Raw genomic sequence first — 16559 nt, 5'->3', positions numbered from 1 at the left:
ACACGAATCCGCTCGCAAAGGCCAGCCTGATCTGAAACGGTATGAGAGTGCCCGACAGTATCACCCTCTCACCGCACAACGACTGCAGCGCGGCTTCAAGGCCCAAGCATGGAAGTCTCGCAAGCTCCGAGGTACGCCATCGCTTATTGTAAAAGCAGTCGTGTTCCTGGTTCGTCCGGCTCACGCATAAACAGCAACCAGTTGCGCCCGGTTTTTGTTTTTTCATTCTATCTGGAGGTTACATGAATACGAGCAACGATCGGATCCGTCTTGAGCAAGTTGCTCAAGAGGCAGTTGAGCAGATGTTCGCTACTTCACCAGAGACAGCCGCGTTCCATCGTGGCGATTGGATCGACAGTGAATACTATCGCCGCCACCTCGTCGAAACCGTGTTCCGAAACCGGCTTAACAACGAAGTGGACGCGTTCGCACTGTACAAAATCGGCTTCAATGACAACACGCTCGCGCAGATTCTCGCGCAATACCTCGCAGACGGATATGGGCATGAGAAGCTATTTTTGCGTGACATCGCGAAATTTGGCCTATCTGCAGCCGACGTCGACTGCATCGCACCGCTCCATAGCACCGACAAGCTCATCGGCTATCTCTACTTGAGCATTGGCCGTGACGGTCCGCTACCGACGATGGTTTGGAACTGGTTTGTCGAATGGTATTCGGATCGCTACAACAAGGTCATTACCGAAGCGGCAGCGCGCGCGTTCGGGCACGATTTCGTGAAAGGTTCGCTCGGCCACATTCAGCACGACGAATCGCACGACCACGACGACCAGATGTGGGTGGCCCTGCAGCGGGCAATCGACGGCTGGGGCGGAATCGAAAAGGCGGAAACCTATTTGCGCCACTTCGTCGAACTGATTCACGAATACTTCGACGAGTTACTTGTGGCGACCGTGCCGCAACCCGAAACTGTTGCTGTATAAGGAGCATTTCCATGACCGCCGTCATCGCGATCGAACCGGCGTCGTCCGGCACGGCGCTTGGCGCCGCAGCTGCGCGCCTTGGTGTCGCCGCACACGTGTTTTCCGCCGAGCGCGTCGCGCCGCGCGAACTGCGGACGGCCGCCGAGTCGTTCACGGCCGCGGACACTGCTTCGCCAAGCGCCGTCGCAGCCGCCGCGTGCGCAATTAGCGCCGACGCAATCGCCGAGCCGCATTTCGTCGAGATGGGGCACATTGTTGAAGCGTCACTGGCATCAGAGCATCGAACAGCGCTGGTCGCATACGTCGAAAAGGTCGCCGCACGAATCAGCCTCAACCTCGGCGTTGTCCATCCAGAGACGCGCCTGACGCGCGACGGCGCCGTGCTCATCCAGATCGCCGCACAGCTCGGAGGTTATCGCATCTACCGGCTGGTTGACCTCAGCAAGTCAATCTCCTTGCCAGAAGTGATGATACGCAGCCAATCTCGGCGGTACCAACCCAGCGCCCCGGTACGATGCGAGGCATGCGACGTGCGTGAGCGGCGTGCGGTTCTTCGCGCCCGTAGCTGGGCTCTTTGCCCGCACCGCCGCGGTCGAACGCATGCGCGCAATGCCCGGCTTCCAGGAGGTCGAGGTCCATTCGCACATCGGCGCTACCAAGCCACAACCGACGGCCTTTAGGGGCCGTATCGAACATGTGCTGTTTACTGCCGCTGATCGCCCGACGCTCGATTTGCGCCTCGCCGAAGCGCTGAGAGTGCTGAAATTCGATCACACCCACAACAACGATATCTAAACAAATTGCCCCCACATGACAGTCAACCACCCTTCCCAGGGTAGCCGCATAGTCGTGCTCAACCGTTGGTCCGACGGCCTCGCCACCTATCATCGCTACATTGACCATGCGGTGCACAACGTCGCATACGTCTGCACACCGAACGGTGCGGCCGCGCTGCGCGCCTCGCGCATCGCGCACGTCGAACAGCTATCCGATATCCTCGATGAAGATGCGCTGCATGAAGCCGTGCTCGCCTGTCACGAGGCGCTCGGCGGCATCGACAGGCTAATCGCGTTGTCCGAATTCGACCTTATCACGGCCGCACGGCTCCGCAATTCGTTCAATATTCCCGGCGAGCTTCCCGATACAGTCGTGCGCTTTCGCGACAAGGCCGTCATGAAGTATGCCGTCGCCGCAGCCGGCCTGCGTGTGCCGCGCTTCGCAGCGCTGGAAGATCTGGCCTTTCCGAAACCGGGGGCGATCGATGTGATGCGTTTTCCGATCATCGTAAAGCCACGCAACGGTGCGGCAAGCATAGGCGTACGGCGCGTCGACACGCGTGCGCAGTTCGATGTGTTGTGGCCGACACTACCGCTGGTCGAGTATGAATGCGAGGAGTACATCGACGGGCCGGTCTATCATGTTGACGGCTTCATGCTGAACGGCGCGTTTTTGATTGCGCGCGCGTCTCGCTACGTCAACACTTGCCTCCAGTTCGAGCAAGGCAAACCGCTCGGTTCGGTGATGCTCGACCTTGGGCCGTTGAATGATGCGCTGCTCGCGTTTGCAGAGGCAAGCCTGCGTGCGCTCGCGTTGAGCAACGGGCCATTCCATCTCGAGATAATTGGAGGCGGCGACGGCCTGTATTTCCTCGAGGTCGGTACCCGCGTCGGCAGAGGAGAAATCCCCTTCCTCTTTCACGATCTGTACGGTGTTGACCTGTTCGACCTGTGGGTCGCACAGCAGTCAGGTGACGAGGCGCGTTTCGCCGCGCAGGCGCAAGCCGCAATTGCCGCGTCGGCGTCGCCCGCGCGCGGTGGATTCCTGATGTTGCCGGAGCCAGTCGGCAAGGTATTCGTCGATGCACAATTGCCACAAGGAATCCCGGCGCTTTACGGCGCCGTCTTCCCAACGCGACATCATTTCTTCGACGGCGCCGGCGGCTACGAAACTACTATCCTCGCGCGCTTCCGCTATCGTGGTGCATCAGAGGACGAAATCGCCACAGCAATCCACGCGACGCTGCGTGATTTTCGCTACACGCTCGCGGAGATCGTGACGCCCGCCCTCCCCGGCTAGCCGCAGCAGCGACTTATGGAAAGGCAGTTCGGGCCGACCTGCATTCACCGTCACCCCACCAATACTAGACAAAGCTTTGCGCCTCCTCCAGTAAGAGCTCCCGCATCCAGATACTTGCAGGGTCACCGTTATGCAGCGCAGGCCATTGGATTGTTTCAGTGAACGAGGAAAGCGGCAGCGGCACCTCGACGATCCGCAGGGGAGCCACTTCCGCGAAATACTTGGCCAACCTCAGAGGGATCGTAGCGATACGGTTGGTGCGCGACAGGACCGGTGGAATCAGATCGAAGGTCGGCACGACAACCTCTTCACGCCTCTTGAGACCAAGATCGAGTAAGAAGAACTCTTCGATCGAGGGCCTGCGCGCACGGCCGAACCTCACTGTCACGTGCCCCATAGACATGTACTTCTCCAGCACAAGCCGGCGCGATAACTGTTTGTTCGTCGGACAGCCCACACACACGAGCTTCTCGTCAAAAAGCGGCGCTTTGGGATGCGTATCCGCCAGTAACAGCCCTGGCAGAATCAGAAAATCGACGTCGCCACGCCGAAGCAGCTCACCTGGATCGTCATCAGGGAAAATCAATTCGAAACTGACCGAAGGAGCCTCGCGCGCCACGCGTTTGATGACATTCCGGAAATAGACGAGCGTCATGAAGTCGGAAAGACAGACCCTGAAGCGTCGATTAGATCTGACCGGTTGGAACACGTCCCGCGAAATGATCGACAACTGGATGTGCGATAGTGCTTCCCGAACCGGTCCGGCAAGCTCCATCGCGCGAGCTGTCGGGACGAACTCACGGCCCCTCATCACGAACAGGTCGTCGCGGAAATAATCCCGTAACCGGCCAACAGCTGCACTCATGGCAGGTTGGCTCAGATTGATGTTTTGCGCCGCGGCCGTCAGATTGTGCTGCGTCATCAGCGCATCCAGCGCAACCAGAAGATTGAGATCGAGACCTTTGAAGCGCATGTTCAAGCATCCGTTTTATGTATGAGACATATCGAAACAATCGATTGTACAAATTAATTGCAGCACTGCAAAGTTACAGAAACTGAGATTCAATACGTAAAAATTGCGAATGATGATTCTCTGTCGTACTACTGAATGACTCCGCCCGTCGACTCCCACATATTGACCGACCCCGGAATTTCGTGAGTGCGAGCAGGAGATTTTTGGCGGACTGCGATGGAGTAGTCGGTGACTCATTGGATCATGGATGACATACCAGAACAAGACGGCACAATTGTGAAGCGCCTCGATTGTTTATCGGAAGTGCACGGAGAATGTGACCATGACAGTCAACGCCGTAGGGTTTACCTTACCTTCGATGACGGGCCCAATTCAGTGTGGACACCGAAAGTACTCGACGTGTTGGCGCAACATCAGGTGCCGGCCACGTTCTGCGTCCTTGGCATGTACGCGGCGGATCATCCGAAGCTGATAGAACGGATGATCGTTGAAGGGCATGAGGTAGCCAATCACACGATGACGCATCGAGATCTGTCGAAATGCGATCCGGATCAGGTGCGATGTGAAATATTGGATGTGAACGCGACTATCAAGAGGACCTGCCCTGCGGCAGCGATGCGGTATGTGCGTGCGCCGTACGGAATATGGACGAAAGAAGTAATCGCCGAATCGGCGAAGGCAGGGCTGACGGCGCTTCACTGGTCGGTAGATCCGCGAGATTGGTCCCGTCCGGGTGTCGACGCGATTGTCGATGCTGTGCTGGCGGCCGTCTGCCCAGGCTCGATTGTGCTGCTGCATGACGGAAGCCCTCCAGGAGAGTCGGCCCCGCACGCTCACGCCGCATCGCGCGAGCAGACCGTCACGGCACTTTCGCGCCTGATTCCAGCATTGAAGGAACGCAAGTTCGTGATCAGTTCGCTTCCTCAATGTTGGCCGACAAAATGAATTAATGAGCACGGCTACCACAAGCTGCTCAGCTCAAAAATCGTTTAGGAAATTTATCTTATTACAAAACGCTTCTCCAATCAAAAATGGGAGATGGCGTAAGGATTCGACACGGAATAATCAATGTGAACATGTCAGGAAATGCTGACGCACGAAACAGGTATTACTGATCAAGTTTTCCATATCCGCCGACGGACGTGTTATTGCCGACCTCCCTACCATAGCCATGCACTGGAGGAAAATTTTCAGCGGGACGGAATCGGCCGAATTACGCGAGCTCGAAGAATGCAGCAAGATGTCACAGACACGGATCGGCTTCCAGAGACACCGGTGCCGCGGGTTCAAACTTCCTTTATACGTTGATATGCGACGCGAAACTGCCACATTGACATTGGTTCCGCTCGTCAATGCTACTGATCACGGATTCGCGAGCGAACCTTCTTGCTGCTATCCCGCCTGTTCCATCACCAGATCACGGCAGGCCTGTAATCAGATCATTTCTTAACGTAACACACTGACCTCGATGAACATACCTGCCACAATCAATACGACCTCCGTTTTATTGTACGCACTGCTTTCGACCGTTTATAAAAGCGCGCAGGTTTTGCACACTCTACCGGCCAGCGGGCCGCCTGCCAGTAACGCAACCGACTCCAACTTTCTGCCGGACGTCGACGTCATCGTGCCGTGCTTCAACGAAGAGCCCGACGCGCTCAGGGCGTGCCTCGCTTCCATCGCGACTCAGCAATACGCCGGAGCATTGAAAGTCCACGTGGTCGATGACGGGTCCGCCAACCGCGATGCGTTGACCGTCGTATACCGCGACTATGAGCACGATCCGAGGTTCAACTTTGTCCTCCTTCCTCACAACGTGGGCAAGCGCAAGGCACAGATCGCCGCGATACGTTCTTCGTCCGCCGAACTAATACTCAACGTCGATTCAGACACGGCCCTTGCGCCGGACGTCGTAAAGCAGCTCGTACTGACAATGAGCGATGCGGCGGTCGGAGCCGCCATGGGTCAATTGACGGCCAGTAATCGCAGCGATACCTGGTTGACCCAGCTGATCGATATGGAATACTGGCTCGCGTGTAACGAAGAGCGTGCCGCTCAGGCCCGTTTCGGCGCCGTTATGTGCTGCTGCGGTCCGTGCGCGATATACCGGCGCTCCGCGCTTCTTTTGCTGCTGGACCAGTACGAGACACAAATGTTCCGCGGGAAGCGGAGCGATTTCGGCGAAGATCGCCATCTGACAATTCTCATGCTCGCGGCGGGCTACCGAACGGAGTACGTTCCAGGTGCCATCGCGGCCACCGTGGTTCCAGACAGGCTGCGGCCGTACCTTCGCCAACAACTGCGCTGGGCGCGCAGCACTTATCGCGATACGCTGCTTGCCCTACGCCTGTTACCCCGCCTCGATCGCTACCTTACGCTGGATGTCATTGCGCAAAACATAGGCTCGCTATTGCTTGCCGTGTCAATGCTTGCCGGGTTCCTGCAGGTCGCGCTGACAGCCACGGCGCCTTGGCAGGCATGCTTCGTGATTGCATCAATGACTATAGTCCGCTGCTCCGTGGCGGCAATTCGGGCTCGCGAGCTTCGATTTCTCGGGTTTTCCGCGCACACACTCATCAACCTTTTGTTCTTGCTTCCCGTGAAGGCGTACGCGTTGTGTACGCTGGGCAACAGTGACTGGTTGTCCCGCGGCTCTGCCGCCGACGATCGTGGCGAACACATGGGTTCGCCGCACCACGACACCAAAACAGGCGCCACTGCATCGGCGGCCACAGTGACTCAGTGTGACAGACAGAGTCGGCAGTGAAATGTCATTCAGGAAATCTGACGATGTTCTTCGTAGCGAATGATGCTTAGGTTCTCGTGCTCATCACGAGATCTTCCTTGAAAGAAAACACATCTCGATCTTTGGCTCAATGTCCACAGCAACAATCACGTTCACCGGTGTCAGAAAGTCATATGGCGGCAAGCTCGTCGTCAACGGACTGTCGTTCCGCGTCCAGCCCGGTGAGTGCTTCGGTCTGCTAGGGCCTAACGGTGCGGGCAAGAGCACGACCGCGCGCATGGTCCTCGGTATGGCGCAGCCTGACGCAGGCGCGATCACCGTCCTGGGAGAGCCAGTGCCCTTACGCGCGCGCCTGGCACGCGCGCGTATTGGCGTAGTTCCGCAATTCGACAACCTTGAACCCGGGTTCACAGTGCGCGAGAACCTCCAGGTATTCGGACGCTACTTTGGCATGAGTGCAAGCGAAATCGAAGCGGTGATTCCGTCGCTGCTCGAATTCTCGCATCTGGAGAACAAGGCTCACGCACGCGTCACGGAATTATCGGGTGGCATGAAACGTCGGCTAACCATCGCGCGCGCGCTGATCAACGACCCGCAACTGCTGGTAATGGACGAGCCTTCGACTGGCCTCGATCCGCATGCGCGTCACCTGATCTGGGAACGTTTGCGCTCTCTGCTCGCGCGGGGCAAAACAATTCTTTTAACCACTCATTTCATGGAAGAGGCTGAGCGGTTGTGCGACCGACTTTGCGTGATTGACGAAGGACGCAGCATTGCCCAAGGCGCCCCTCACGCGCTAATAGAAGAGCAGATTGGAAGCCATGTACTGGAGATATACGGCGGCAATTCACACGAACTGCGCGTGTTGCTCGGACCCTACGCGCAGCGCACCGAGGTCAGCGGCGAATCGTTGTTTTGCTACACAGCCGATCCAGAACAGGTGCGCGTGCAATTGCAGGGACGCGTGGGTCTGCGCATTCTGCAACGCCCCGCAAACTTGGAAGACGTGTTTCTGCGGCTAACTGGACGCGAAATGAAGGACTAAATGATGCGTGAAGTACTCGCGATAGCTCTGCCCGCCAACGCCTGGAACTGGCGTACAGTGTGGCGCCGCAACTATCTGGCATGGAGGAAATCTGCACTTGTTTCGCTTCTCGGGAACCTTGCAGATCCGATGATGTATCTGTTCGGCTTGGGTTTTGGCGTGGGAATAATGATAGGCCACGTCGACGGCGTTCCGTATGTCGCGTTCCTGGCGGCTGGAATGGTCGCGACGAGCGCAATGACTTCGGCAACCTTCGAAACGATTTATGCGACTTTCGCTCGCATGCACATTCAGCGCATGTGGGAAGCCGTGCTGTGCACCCAACTCACCATTGGCGATGTCGTTCTCGGTGAATTGGCATGGGCAGCCACAAAAGCCCTTCTGGCTGGCACGGCGGTGATGGTGGTCGCCGCGACGCTCGGCTATGCAAGGTTTTCGAGTATCTTTCATGTCATGCCCGTCATTATCCTCACTGGCCTCGCCTTCGCAAGTCTGGCGATGGTACTCATCGCCATCGCGCCGAGTTACGACTACTTTATTTTCTACCAAACGCTTGTTCTGACACCCATGCTGTTCCTGAGTGGCGTCATCTTCCCGGTCGGCCAACTCCCCGGCGCTTTTCGACAGGTTGCCCGATTCCTGCCACTCGCACACTCCGTTGAACTGATCCGCCCAGCGATGCTTGCACGCCCAGCCACCGGCATCGGTATGCATGTGGCCGCGCTTTGCGTCTACGCAGTACTGCCGTTTTTTCTGTCGGCGGCACTGTTTCGCCGCCGCCTCATGTCTTGACGCTGGTGGCAACCAACCCGAGTAGGAGGTTTGCAATGAACTACGCACTGGCTAGCGCCCGAACCATCGCTTTCAACCCTGTGAAATGCACGCCATGAACCACTCCACAGTGACAACTGAGCCATTTGTAATCGTCGGGATGCCCAGAACTGGCACCCACTATCTGGAAGAATTGCTGAATGCGCATCCGAACGTGTCTAGCAATGGGGAGTTGCTCAATCCATACGACACGATTTGGCTCGACCGCAACCGTCTCTTACGTAGCGATCGCCAACTTCTCGAGCTCGCCTATCTGCACTATCCCGCCGCAACGGGAAAGAAACACGTGACGCATGTCGGTTGCAAGATTAACCAGCCTCAGTTTCAGGAACGCCCAGGGTTCTTTGAAGAGTTGGCACGCTGGCCACGCCTCAAGGTGATGCTCGTGATCCGAACAAATACATTGGAATCGCTGCGATCGCTCGTGCAGGCAAGGCAAAGTGGTCATTGGCTAAGGTACGGCGCGGACAACGACTCAGGTCCGCCTCCGCAGGTCACCTTGACAATCGAAGACTGCGAGGCCTACTTCAAAGCTGCCAGCGATTTCCACCGCCAGGTCGCGGACTCGTTCTCGCCGGCGAACGTGCTGCCCGTCGAATATGAAAGTCTGCTGGGCGCCCCCGCTGTATGCCTGCAGGCGGTTTGGGCGTTTCTTGGGACTTCAGTGCATCCGTGTCCTCACCGCACAGTTCTTCAGCGTCAGGAGGTGCGACCTCTGGAGCAAACGGTATTCAACTTTGATGAGTTGAAACGACACTTCAGAGGCGGGCCATATGAGAGCTTCTTCGAAGCTGGGAAAGACTGATCTTCCCCGGCAAACAGCGCGATCGTGTGAGTCATCTTGCGATAGCCCCTTTGGTACAGAGACAATTCCGTATCGATTCTGCTATCCCACGGTCGGTTTGAGTAGTCCTTGCGTGCCTACGTAGTGACAGAACCCGATGCGTGCCGTTCGCTATGTCAATCCGAGCACGCAGCTGGTGGCGCTGGACGCACGCATCTAAATAGGGTGACTTCGCATGTCCTCAAAAGTGCAGTGGAGACTGTGCTGGGAAAATGAGCTACAACTCTCCGATCACGTCGAATTGGCGCAGTTCTTCCGGACCACGTATGGGCCAACCGGAGCCTTCAACGCAAAGCCGTTCGAGGGTGGCCGAAGTTGGGCCGGGGCGCGACCAGAACTCCGTGCCATTGCCTACGATTCGCAAGGTGTGGCGGCTCACATGGGCTCACTGCGTCGATTCATCAAGGTAGGCGCGGTCGATGTGCTGATAGCAGAACTGGGACTGTATGGAGTGCGCCCGGATCTCGAAGGACTCGGAATCAGCCATTCCATCCGTGCGATGTATCCAGTACTGCAAGAGCTTCGCGTTCCATTCGCATTCGGCACAGTGCGGCACTCGTTGAAAAACCACTTCGCCAGATTATGCCGGCATGGAATGGGAACGATCTTGTCGGGGGTGCACATACGATCAACGCTGCCCAACGTTCACCTTGATTTACCTCCTACACGCACTGAAGACGTGCTGGCGGTGATTTTGCCAATCGGTAGCTCGATGAGCGAGTGGCCGGACGGCACCGCGATCGAGCGCAACGGTCCCGAGCTATGAAGCGCATCGCCTTTCTCTGCAAAGCGATGGAGCCGGAGTGGCCTGTCGTACAACCACACTTATAGCGGACCACTATTAAGGTAGGCGAAATTGACACATGTAACGAATTTCGACTTGCTGCGTCGGGAATTGGACGCAGACGACCCTTGGCGACTTGACAGTAATCCGTTCGAACTCGAGCGCCACAAGCACATGCTTCGATTGTCACTCGCCCAGGGATCGGTCACAAATGCGCTCGAGGTCGGATGCGCGGGCGGAGCGTTCACGGAGAAATTGGCGCCCCACTGCCAACGGCTCACCGTCATCGATGTGATGCCGCAAGCGATTAAGAGAACACGCGAACGACTGATGGAACCACCGAACACGACTTGGATCGTTTCAGACGTCCAGCATTTTTCGACTCAGGAGAAGTTCGATCTGATCGTCGTCGCAGAGGTTTTTTATTATCTCGGTCACATTGCAGAAGTGCGGGACGCTATCCGCAACCTGGCAAGAATTCTTGCGCCTGCTGGCCAGTTGGTATTCGGGTCGGCGCGTGACGCCAATTGCCGGCGATGGGGACACATAGGCGGTGCGGAAACGGTGCTGGAAATTCTGAAAGAAGATCTGATCGAAGTTGAGCGGATGGAGTGCATCGGTCAGTCGTCCAATGAAGATTGTCTGCTCGCGCGTTTCCGAAACCCGGTGAACTTTTCACATCAACCAGATTGCCACCCGTTAGAGTGGGAGATATTATGCGCATCTGCGGCCTCAAGCTGACACACGACGGAGCAATCGCCGTTGTGGAAGATGGAAAGCTCCTTTTTTGCATCGAACAGGAGAAGCGAGACAACAACCCGCGATATCGGGAAATCGAGAACCTGGACGCGGTTGCGACGGCATTGGCTGAGCACGGGCTGCGGGTCGAAGATATCGACCAGTTTGTAATCGACGGCTGGGACGGCGAAGTTGAGTCGCAGTTTCGGGTGCTCAGCGGCTCCACGCCGGTCATCCTGAAAGGTGCTCCCTATACCGAACGCAGATTCGACGATCTTCTGGCTTCGGTCGACGACACCGGGCTGCTGATCGGCGGCGAGTCGTATCCATATAAGAGCTACCCTCATGTGTCAGGCCATGTCGCCTCCGCGTACTGCACCAGCCCGTTCGCGCAAAGCGGGCAGCCCGCGTTCTGCGTGGTGTGGGATGGCGGCATGGTGCCAAGGCTGTACCACGTACAACGCCAAGGAGCGCGGCTAGTTGAGTGCCTGTTTCCGATCATAGGCCAAATGTACGCGGCGGCCGGACATCATTTCGGGCCCTACAAGAAGGCGGGCGGCGCAGACTGGGATCTTGGCGTCGCGGGCAAACTGATGGCATACATCGCGCTCGGGTCCGTCGATGAAAACATCGTCGTAGTATTTCGCAGGCTTTACCAGGAACGCTTTGCCGGTGACACGGAACTTGCGCGAAATTACCGCGAAAATATCCACATCGCCGAAACATCGCTTGCAGCTGTACGCGACTTCTTCGAAGCAAGCGTGCCCCAACTGGAGACCAAGCCTCACGAAGACGTACTCGCATCCTTTCATGCCTTCCTCGAGCGTCTTCTCGTTCACAAAATGGAAATAGCCCTCCAGCGCCATTCGATTCCGGGGCCGCGAAACTTGTGCATCTCTGGCGGATGCGGACTCAACATCAAATGGAACAGCGCATTACGTGCGAGCGGTTTGTTCGACGCGATCTGGATCCCGCCCTTTCCGAACGACAGTGGATCGGCGATTGGCGCCGCTTGCTGCGCGATGGCAGCGAACAACGGCTTTGTGCCATTGGAATGGTCGGTCTATAGCGGACCAGCAGTGAAAACTCGCTATGTGCCGCCCGGATGGACAGTGTCTTCTTGTTCCATCGCGGAACTCGCCCGCATACTCGCTGAAAATAAACCGGTCGTTTTCCTTGCCGGCAGGGCCGAGCTGGGTCCTCGAGCATTGGGTGCCAGAAGCATTCTGGCCGCTGCGACTTCGCCCGGAATGAAGGATCTTCTCAACGATGTCAAGCATCGAGAGCATTTCCGTCCGGTGGCGCCAATATGTCTTGAAGACCGCGCCCTTGCCATATTTTGTCCCGGTACTCCGGATCCCTACATGCTGTTCGATCATCAGACGCGCGAGGAGTGGCGGGACAGGATCCCAGCTGCCGTGCATCTCGACGGGTCGGCTCGACTGCAGACCGTTGCAAGGAATTCCGAACATCCGGTGGCGCAACTCCTGATCGAATACGAAAAGCTCACGAGCCTTCCTTTGCTCTGCAACACGAGCGCCAATCATCACGGGCGGGGCTTCTTTCCGGACGCTGCATCAGCCTGCGAGTGGGGACGCGTCGAACATGTATGGTGCGACGGTCTTCTATTCAACAAGGCATGCGACACTGAGCTGCCATCGTCAATCGACGAACCAGCATCCTTGCGGCCAATATGAATGGGAGACAGTTGCACCGTTCGGAATGGCTCGAGTGGCCGCGCTACGGACCTTGACTGATGGGCGACCTACCCCGTCGGCGGCAGCATCCATGAATGTCCAAACTTCCTGACTTGGCACACGGAACTACCGTCGCAATGCCGCAATGCGCGAGCGCGCACGCCCCCGACTTCCAGCAACGATTCCAACTCACTTACGTAGGCGAGTATGACGAACGAGGCTTCGACTTCAGATCTTTATGCGCACGGCTTCCGCGTTCAGCCGGAGTCGAGAGGACGGTTGCTCCGACAAACGCCAGCCATTCTCTGGTTCACCGGTCTGTCCGCGGCTGGAAAATCGGCGATCGCCGACAAGGTCGAGGCGCGTCTTCACGCGTGCGGCCGTCTCACCTACATTCTCGATGGCGATTCAGTCAGGCTCGGTCTATGCAAGGACCTTAGCTTTACCGATGCGGATCGACATGAAAATGTACGGCGCGTTGCTGAGGTTGCCAAACTGATGGCCGACGCCGGCATCGTGGTGCTGGTGTGTCTCATCTCACCCTTCCGCTGCGACCGGGAACTCGCCAGGTCCACCGCAGGTAAGCACAATTTCGCCGAAATTCATGTTCATGCGACTCTGGCCGTGGCCGAAGCACGCGATCCCAAAGGACTCTATCGGCTCGCGAGACGTGGCGCAATCCAGCATTTCACCGGCATCGACTCGCCGTATGAACAGCCGACGGCTCCGGACGTCTTCATCGACACTTGTTCGACGTCCATCGATGAAGGCACCGACATTGTGTTGAACTGGCTTGACGGTCATTGACCATGCGCGCGTCGGACAAGTGCGAGCGTCACATATGGAATGCGATAAATCATTGGTAATGGCGGACAATCGGCTCGACAAACGCCTCCTCCTACGAATGCGAGCGAAGTGTCGCTATACATCGTTTATACATTGCATGCCCTCCTCGCAGCAAAATCAGAGCAGCACGGGGGGCGAGTTCTGCATCCACTATTTGATAGCGCTCGGCGCACGCGAACTAAGGTAGATAGATGATCGATGACGTCAACTGCAGTTCTGGTCGCGGCCGTTTGCATCCGCAGTTGTGTGGCGCATTTTGCCGTCGCGCAGCACATCACCTTGTCGCGCGTGCTGCACCGATCACAGTCCTGCTTTCACTGCTTGGTTCGTTGTCGGGCTGCACGGTCGGCCCCGAATATCGCACTCCCGCCCCGCCCGCGACGGACACCTATGCGCCCACGCCCCTACCTGAGCGCACGGCATCGTCGCCGGGTGCCGCGGGACTCGGGCAGCAGTTCGCGACGGGCGGCGACCTGCCTGCTCAATGGTGGACGCTCTTTCGTTGCGAGCCGCTCGATGCGCTGATACGCGAGGCGCTTGCGAACAGCCCGAATATCGCGGCGGCGAGCGCGGCGCTGCGCCAGGCAGGCGAGAATCTGCGTGCGCAAGCAGGCAGCCAGCTCTATCCCGCTATCGATGCCAAACTCAATGCCACGCGTGAAAAATTGAATGGCGCGACGTTCGGCCAGCCTGGCCTGAACAGAATACTGAGTCTGTACAACGCATCAGTCATCGTCTCATATAAGCTGGACCTGTTCGGTGGCGCACGGCACGAACTCGAATCGCTGGGCGCGCAGGTCGACTATCAGGGCTTCCAGTTGCAGGGCGCATACCTCGCGCTGTCGGCAAACATCGTCACTGCTGCCGTCAAGGAGGCGTCGCTGCGCGAGCAAATCGACGCGACCGAGCGCATCGTCGCGGATGAAGAAACGCAGCTTGGCATGTTGCGTAAGCAGTTCGAGTTCGGCGGCGTGGGTCGCGTTGCCGTGCTCTCGCAGGAAACGTTGCTCGCGCAAACACGCGCAACCCTGCCGCCGCTGCGGCAGTCGCTCGATCAGACGCGGCATCAGCTTGCCGTGCTCGCGGGCAAGCCGCCGAGCGATATTGGCGTCCCCGAGTTCAGGCTGTCGATGTTCACGCTGCCGCGGACCCTGCCCGTTAGCCTGCCTTCGTCGCTCGTCCGGCAGCGTCCCGACATTCTGGCCGCCGATGCCGTGCTGCATCAGGCGAGCGCCCAAGTCGGCGTCGCAACGGCAAACATGTATCCGCAGATCACGCTGTCCGCAAGCTACGGCCCGCAATCTTTGACGCCGGCGGGCATGCTGAAGTACGCCGACATGATCTGGAACATCGGTTCGGGGCTCACGCAGCCGATCTTCCATGGCGGCCAGCTGACCGCGCAAAAGCGCGCGGCGGAAGCCGCCTTCGATCAGGCAAAGGCGCAATACCGCCAAACCGTGCTACTCGCATTCGAGGACGTCGCCGATACGCTCCGCGCGCTCGATCACGATGCGACCGGCCTCGCCGCGCAAACCGAAGCATGGCGCGCGGCCAGCAGTTCACTCGATCTGACGCGCGGCCAATTTCGTGTCGGCGGCGTCAGCTATCTGTCGCTGCTCGATGCGCAACGTCAATATCAACAGACCGTCGTGAATCTCACGCAGGCACAAGCCGCGCGCTATGCGGACACGGCCGCATTGTTCCAGGCGCTGGGGGGCGGCTGGTGGAACGACACGACGACTAGCCAGACCAGCCAGGCGGCCCCCGCCATCCGCCCGCAGTGAACTCTCTTTGCAGTAGCCGCGCGTCGCATGTGTTGCAATGCAGCGCCGCCGGACGAGTTTGTGCTTCATCAGTTTGCCGTGCAAGGACACGACGATGACGACGAAAAGACCGATAGCAAAACGGATGATCATCATGCTGATCTGCGTGGGCGTTCTGCTCGGCGCGCTGATCGGTTTCAACCTGTTCAAGGCGCACATGATCAAGAAGTTCATGGCGCACAATGCCGTGCCGCCCGCGACCGTCACGTCCGCTGTCGCGAGCTATCAGACCTGGCAACCACAGCTTACCGCCGTGGGCAGCCTGCGTGCCGTGCGCGGCGTCGACGTGACCACGGAAGTGGCTGGGCTCGTGCGCGACATCACATTCAGCTCCGGCCAGGAAGTGAAGGCCGGCCAGGTGCTCGTGCGCCTGAACGACGGCTCGGACCGGGCGCAACTCGCATCGCTGCAAGCCGCCGCCGAACTCTCGCAAACCGTCTACAAGCGCGACAAGGCACAGTATGAGATTCAGGCGATCGCCAAGGCGCAGCTCGATGCCGATGCCGCCGACCTGAGAAGCAAGCGCGCACAGGTCGACCAGCAGGCCGCGCTCGTCGACAAGAAAACGATTCGTGCGCCTTTCGCGGGACGCGTCGGAATCACGACCGTCAATCCCGGCCAGCACATCAATCCCGGCGATGCCATCGTCACATTGCAAGCCATCGATCCCATCTACGTCGACTTCTATCTGCCACAGCAGCAGCTCGGGCAATTGCAGGTCGGACAGGTCGTCGTCGTTGATACGAGTGCATTCGCGAGCCACACGTTCGACGGCGAGATCCGCGCGATCAATCCGCGCGTGGACAGCACAACGCGCAACGTGCAGATCGAAGCGGCCCTCGACAACCGCGAGCGCAAGCTGTTGCCTGGCATGTATGCGAACGTGAAGGTCGATGTGGGCAGCGAGCAGCGCTACCTGACGCTGCCGCAAACGGCGATCGCCTACAACCCGTACGGGGCGACAGTGTTCGTCATCAAACCAGGCGAGCGCAAGGATGCGCGCGGCAAAACAATGGCCGTTGCGCAACAGATCTTCGTGACGCCGGGACCCACCCGCGGCGATCAGGTCGCGATTCTGAACGGCCTCGGCGAAGGCACGCAGGTCGTGACGAGCGGCCAGCTCAAGCTAAAGAACGGCACACCACTCATGATCGACAATCGCGTTCTGCCCGCGGACAATCCGAATCCGACGCCTCAGGAACAATAAGGGGCTTC

General features: G+C 58.2%; 16 protein-coding genes. 15 read left to right on the top strand and 1 reads right to left on the bottom strand.

Features of this window, described 5'->3' with window-relative positions:
- Positions 1-242: 242 nt before the first annotated feature.
- The 4 genes from BN2475_RS19660 to BN2475_RS19650 are packed head-to-tail and all read left to right on the top strand — an operon-like array spanning position 243 to position 3017.
- Positions 243-941, top strand: a complete 699-nt coding sequence (locus tag BN2475_RS19660) for a hypothetical protein (RefSeq protein ID WP_094781175.1) — start codon at positions 243-245, stop codon at positions 939-941.
- 11 nt (positions 942-952) lie between these two features.
- Positions 953-1621, top strand: a complete 669-nt coding sequence (locus BN2475_RS19655) for an ATP-grasp domain-containing protein (RefSeq protein ID WP_245841425.1) — start codon at positions 953-955, stop codon at positions 1619-1621.
- Positions 1542-1736 (top strand): hypothetical protein, encoded by a 195-nt coding sequence (locus BN2475_RS35640; protein ID WP_342744639.1) that lies wholly within the window; start codon positions 1542-1544, stop codon positions 1734-1736. The genes BN2475_RS19655 and BN2475_RS35640 overlap by 80 nt, the downstream gene beginning before the upstream one ends.
- Before the next feature lie 15 nt (positions 1737-1751).
- Complete coding sequence (locus tag BN2475_RS19650) at positions 1752-3017, top strand: ATP-grasp domain-containing protein (RefSeq protein ID WP_094781174.1); 1266 nt, start codon at positions 1752-1754, stop codon at positions 3015-3017.
- 64 nt (positions 3018-3081) lie between these two features.
- On the opposite strand, the gene BN2475_RS19645 is transcribed toward BN2475_RS19650, so the two are convergent.
- On the bottom strand, positions 3082-3990 hold the full coding sequence (locus tag BN2475_RS19645) for a LysR family transcriptional regulator (RefSeq protein ID WP_094781173.1): 909 nt from the start codon (positions 3988-3990) through the stop codon (positions 3082-3084).
- A gap of 228 nt (positions 3991-4218) precedes the next feature.
- Between BN2475_RS19645 and nodB the strand changes: the two genes are divergently transcribed.
- From nodB to BN2475_RS19590, 11 genes are all read left to right on the top strand, one after another.
- On the top strand, positions 4219-4935 hold the full coding sequence (nodB, locus tag BN2475_RS19640) for a chitooligosaccharide deacetylase NodB (RefSeq protein ID WP_218023705.1): 717 nt from the start codon (positions 4219-4221) through the stop codon (positions 4933-4935).
- A gap of 523 nt (positions 4936-5458) precedes the next feature.
- A complete protein-coding gene (gene nodC / locus BN2475_RS19635; protein WP_094781171.1) occupies positions 5459-6757 on the top strand; it encodes a chitooligosaccharide synthase NodC in 1299 nt (432 codons plus the stop codon).
- Between the two features lie 97 nt (positions 6758-6854).
- The gene (gene nodI, locus BN2475_RS19630; RefSeq protein WP_281254243.1) at positions 6855-7781 is read left to right on the top strand and encodes a nodulation factor ABC transporter ATP-binding protein NodI; all 927 of its coding nucleotides are present in this window, start codon (positions 6855-6857) and stop codon (positions 7779-7781) included.
- The gene (locus tag BN2475_RS19625; protein ID WP_281254240.1) at positions 7782-8573 is read left to right on the top strand and encodes an ABC transporter permease; all 792 of its coding nucleotides are present in this window, start codon (positions 7782-7784) and stop codon (positions 8571-8573) included. It begins immediately after the preceding gene.
- 94 nt (positions 8574-8667) lie between these two features.
- Positions 8668-9417, top strand: coding sequence for a sulfotransferase (locus BN2475_RS19620; RefSeq protein ID WP_094781208.1), 750 nt, complete (start codon positions 8668-8670; stop codon positions 9415-9417).
- A 214-nt stretch (positions 9418-9631) separates the two neighbouring features.
- On the top strand, positions 9632-10222 hold the full coding sequence (locus tag BN2475_RS19615; RefSeq protein ID WP_094781169.1) for a NodA family N-acyltransferase: 591 nt from the start codon (positions 9632-9634) through the stop codon (positions 10220-10222).
- Positions 10223-10336: 114 nt separating this feature from the next.
- Complete coding sequence (gene nodS / locus BN2475_RS19610; protein ID WP_281254239.1) at positions 10337-10981, top strand: nodulation methyltransferase NodS; 645 nt, start codon at positions 10337-10339, stop codon at positions 10979-10981.
- Positions 10957-12675, top strand: coding sequence for a nodulation protein NodU (gene nodU / locus BN2475_RS19605; protein ID WP_094781167.1), 1719 nt, complete (start codon positions 10957-10959; stop codon positions 12673-12675). The genes nodS and nodU overlap by 25 nt, the downstream gene beginning before the upstream one ends.
- Before the next feature lie 207 nt (positions 12676-12882).
- A complete protein-coding gene (gene cysC, locus BN2475_RS19600) occupies positions 12883-13482 on the top strand; it encodes an adenylyl-sulfate kinase (RefSeq protein ID WP_094781166.1) in 600 nt (199 codons plus the stop codon).
- A gap of 230 nt (positions 13483-13712) precedes the next feature.
- Entirely contained in the window at positions 13713-15305 is a 1593-nt protein-coding gene (locus BN2475_RS19595) for an efflux transporter outer membrane subunit (RefSeq protein WP_094781165.1), read from the top strand.
- 94 nt (positions 15306-15399) lie between these two features.
- Positions 15400-16551, top strand: a complete 1152-nt coding sequence (locus BN2475_RS19590; protein ID WP_094781207.1) for an efflux RND transporter periplasmic adaptor subunit — start codon at positions 15400-15402, stop codon at positions 16549-16551.
- The last annotated feature ends 8 nt before the right edge of the window (positions 16552-16559 follow it).

Source organism: Paraburkholderia ribeironis (assembly GCF_900019265.1).
In the GTDB taxonomy this organism is placed as follows: Bacteria; Pseudomonadota; Gammaproteobacteria; order Burkholderiales; family Burkholderiaceae; genus Paraburkholderia; species Paraburkholderia ribeironis.
Note: the sequence above shows the minus strand (reverse complement) of the source record. Positions and strands in the feature narration are given on the sequence as shown.

Excerpts from the sequence above, each read along its gene's own strand:
- BN2475_RS19645 (WP_094781173.1), bottom strand. The coding sequence starts at position 3,990 with ATGCGCTTCAAAGGTCTCGATCTCAATCTTCTGGTTGCGCTGGATGCG.
- cysC (WP_094781166.1), top strand. The coding sequence starts at position 12,883 with ATGACGAACGAGGCTTCGACTTCAGATCTTTATGCGCACGGCTTCCGC.
- BN2475_RS19650 (WP_094781174.1), top strand. The coding sequence starts at position 1,752 with ATGACAGTCAACCACCCTTCCCAGGGTAGCCGCATAGTCGTGCTCAAC.
- BN2475_RS19660 (WP_094781175.1), top strand. The coding sequence starts at position 243 with ATGAATACGAGCAACGATCGGATCCGTCTTGAGCAAGTTGCTCAAGAG.
- BN2475_RS19625 (WP_281254240.1), top strand. The coding sequence starts at position 7,782 with ATGATGCGTGAAGTACTCGCGATAGCTCTGCCCGCCAACGCCTGGAAC.
- BN2475_RS19590 (WP_094781207.1), top strand. The coding sequence starts at position 15,400 with ATGACGACGAAAAGACCGATAGCAAAACGGATGATCATCATGCTGATC.
- BN2475_RS35640 (WP_342744639.1), top strand. The coding sequence starts at position 1,542 with ATGCGCGCAATGCCCGGCTTCCAGGAGGTCGAGGTCCATTCGCACATC.
- BN2475_RS19615 (WP_094781169.1), top strand. The coding sequence starts at position 9,632 with ATGTCCTCAAAAGTGCAGTGGAGACTGTGCTGGGAAAATGAGCTACAA.
- BN2475_RS19620 (WP_094781208.1), top strand. The coding sequence starts at position 8,668 with ATGAACCACTCCACAGTGACAACTGAGCCATTTGTAATCGTCGGGATG.
- BN2475_RS19595 (WP_094781165.1), top strand. The coding sequence starts at position 13,713 with ATGATCGATGACGTCAACTGCAGTTCTGGTCGCGGCCGTTTGCATCCG.
- BN2475_RS19655 (WP_245841425.1), top strand. The coding sequence starts at position 953 with ATGACCGCCGTCATCGCGATCGAACCGGCGTCGTCCGGCACGGCGCTT.
- nodU (WP_094781167.1), top strand. The coding sequence starts at position 10,957 with ATGCGCATCTGCGGCCTCAAGCTGACACACGACGGAGCAATCGCCGTT.
- nodC (WP_094781171.1), top strand. The coding sequence starts at position 5,459 with ATGAACATACCTGCCACAATCAATACGACCTCCGTTTTATTGTACGCA.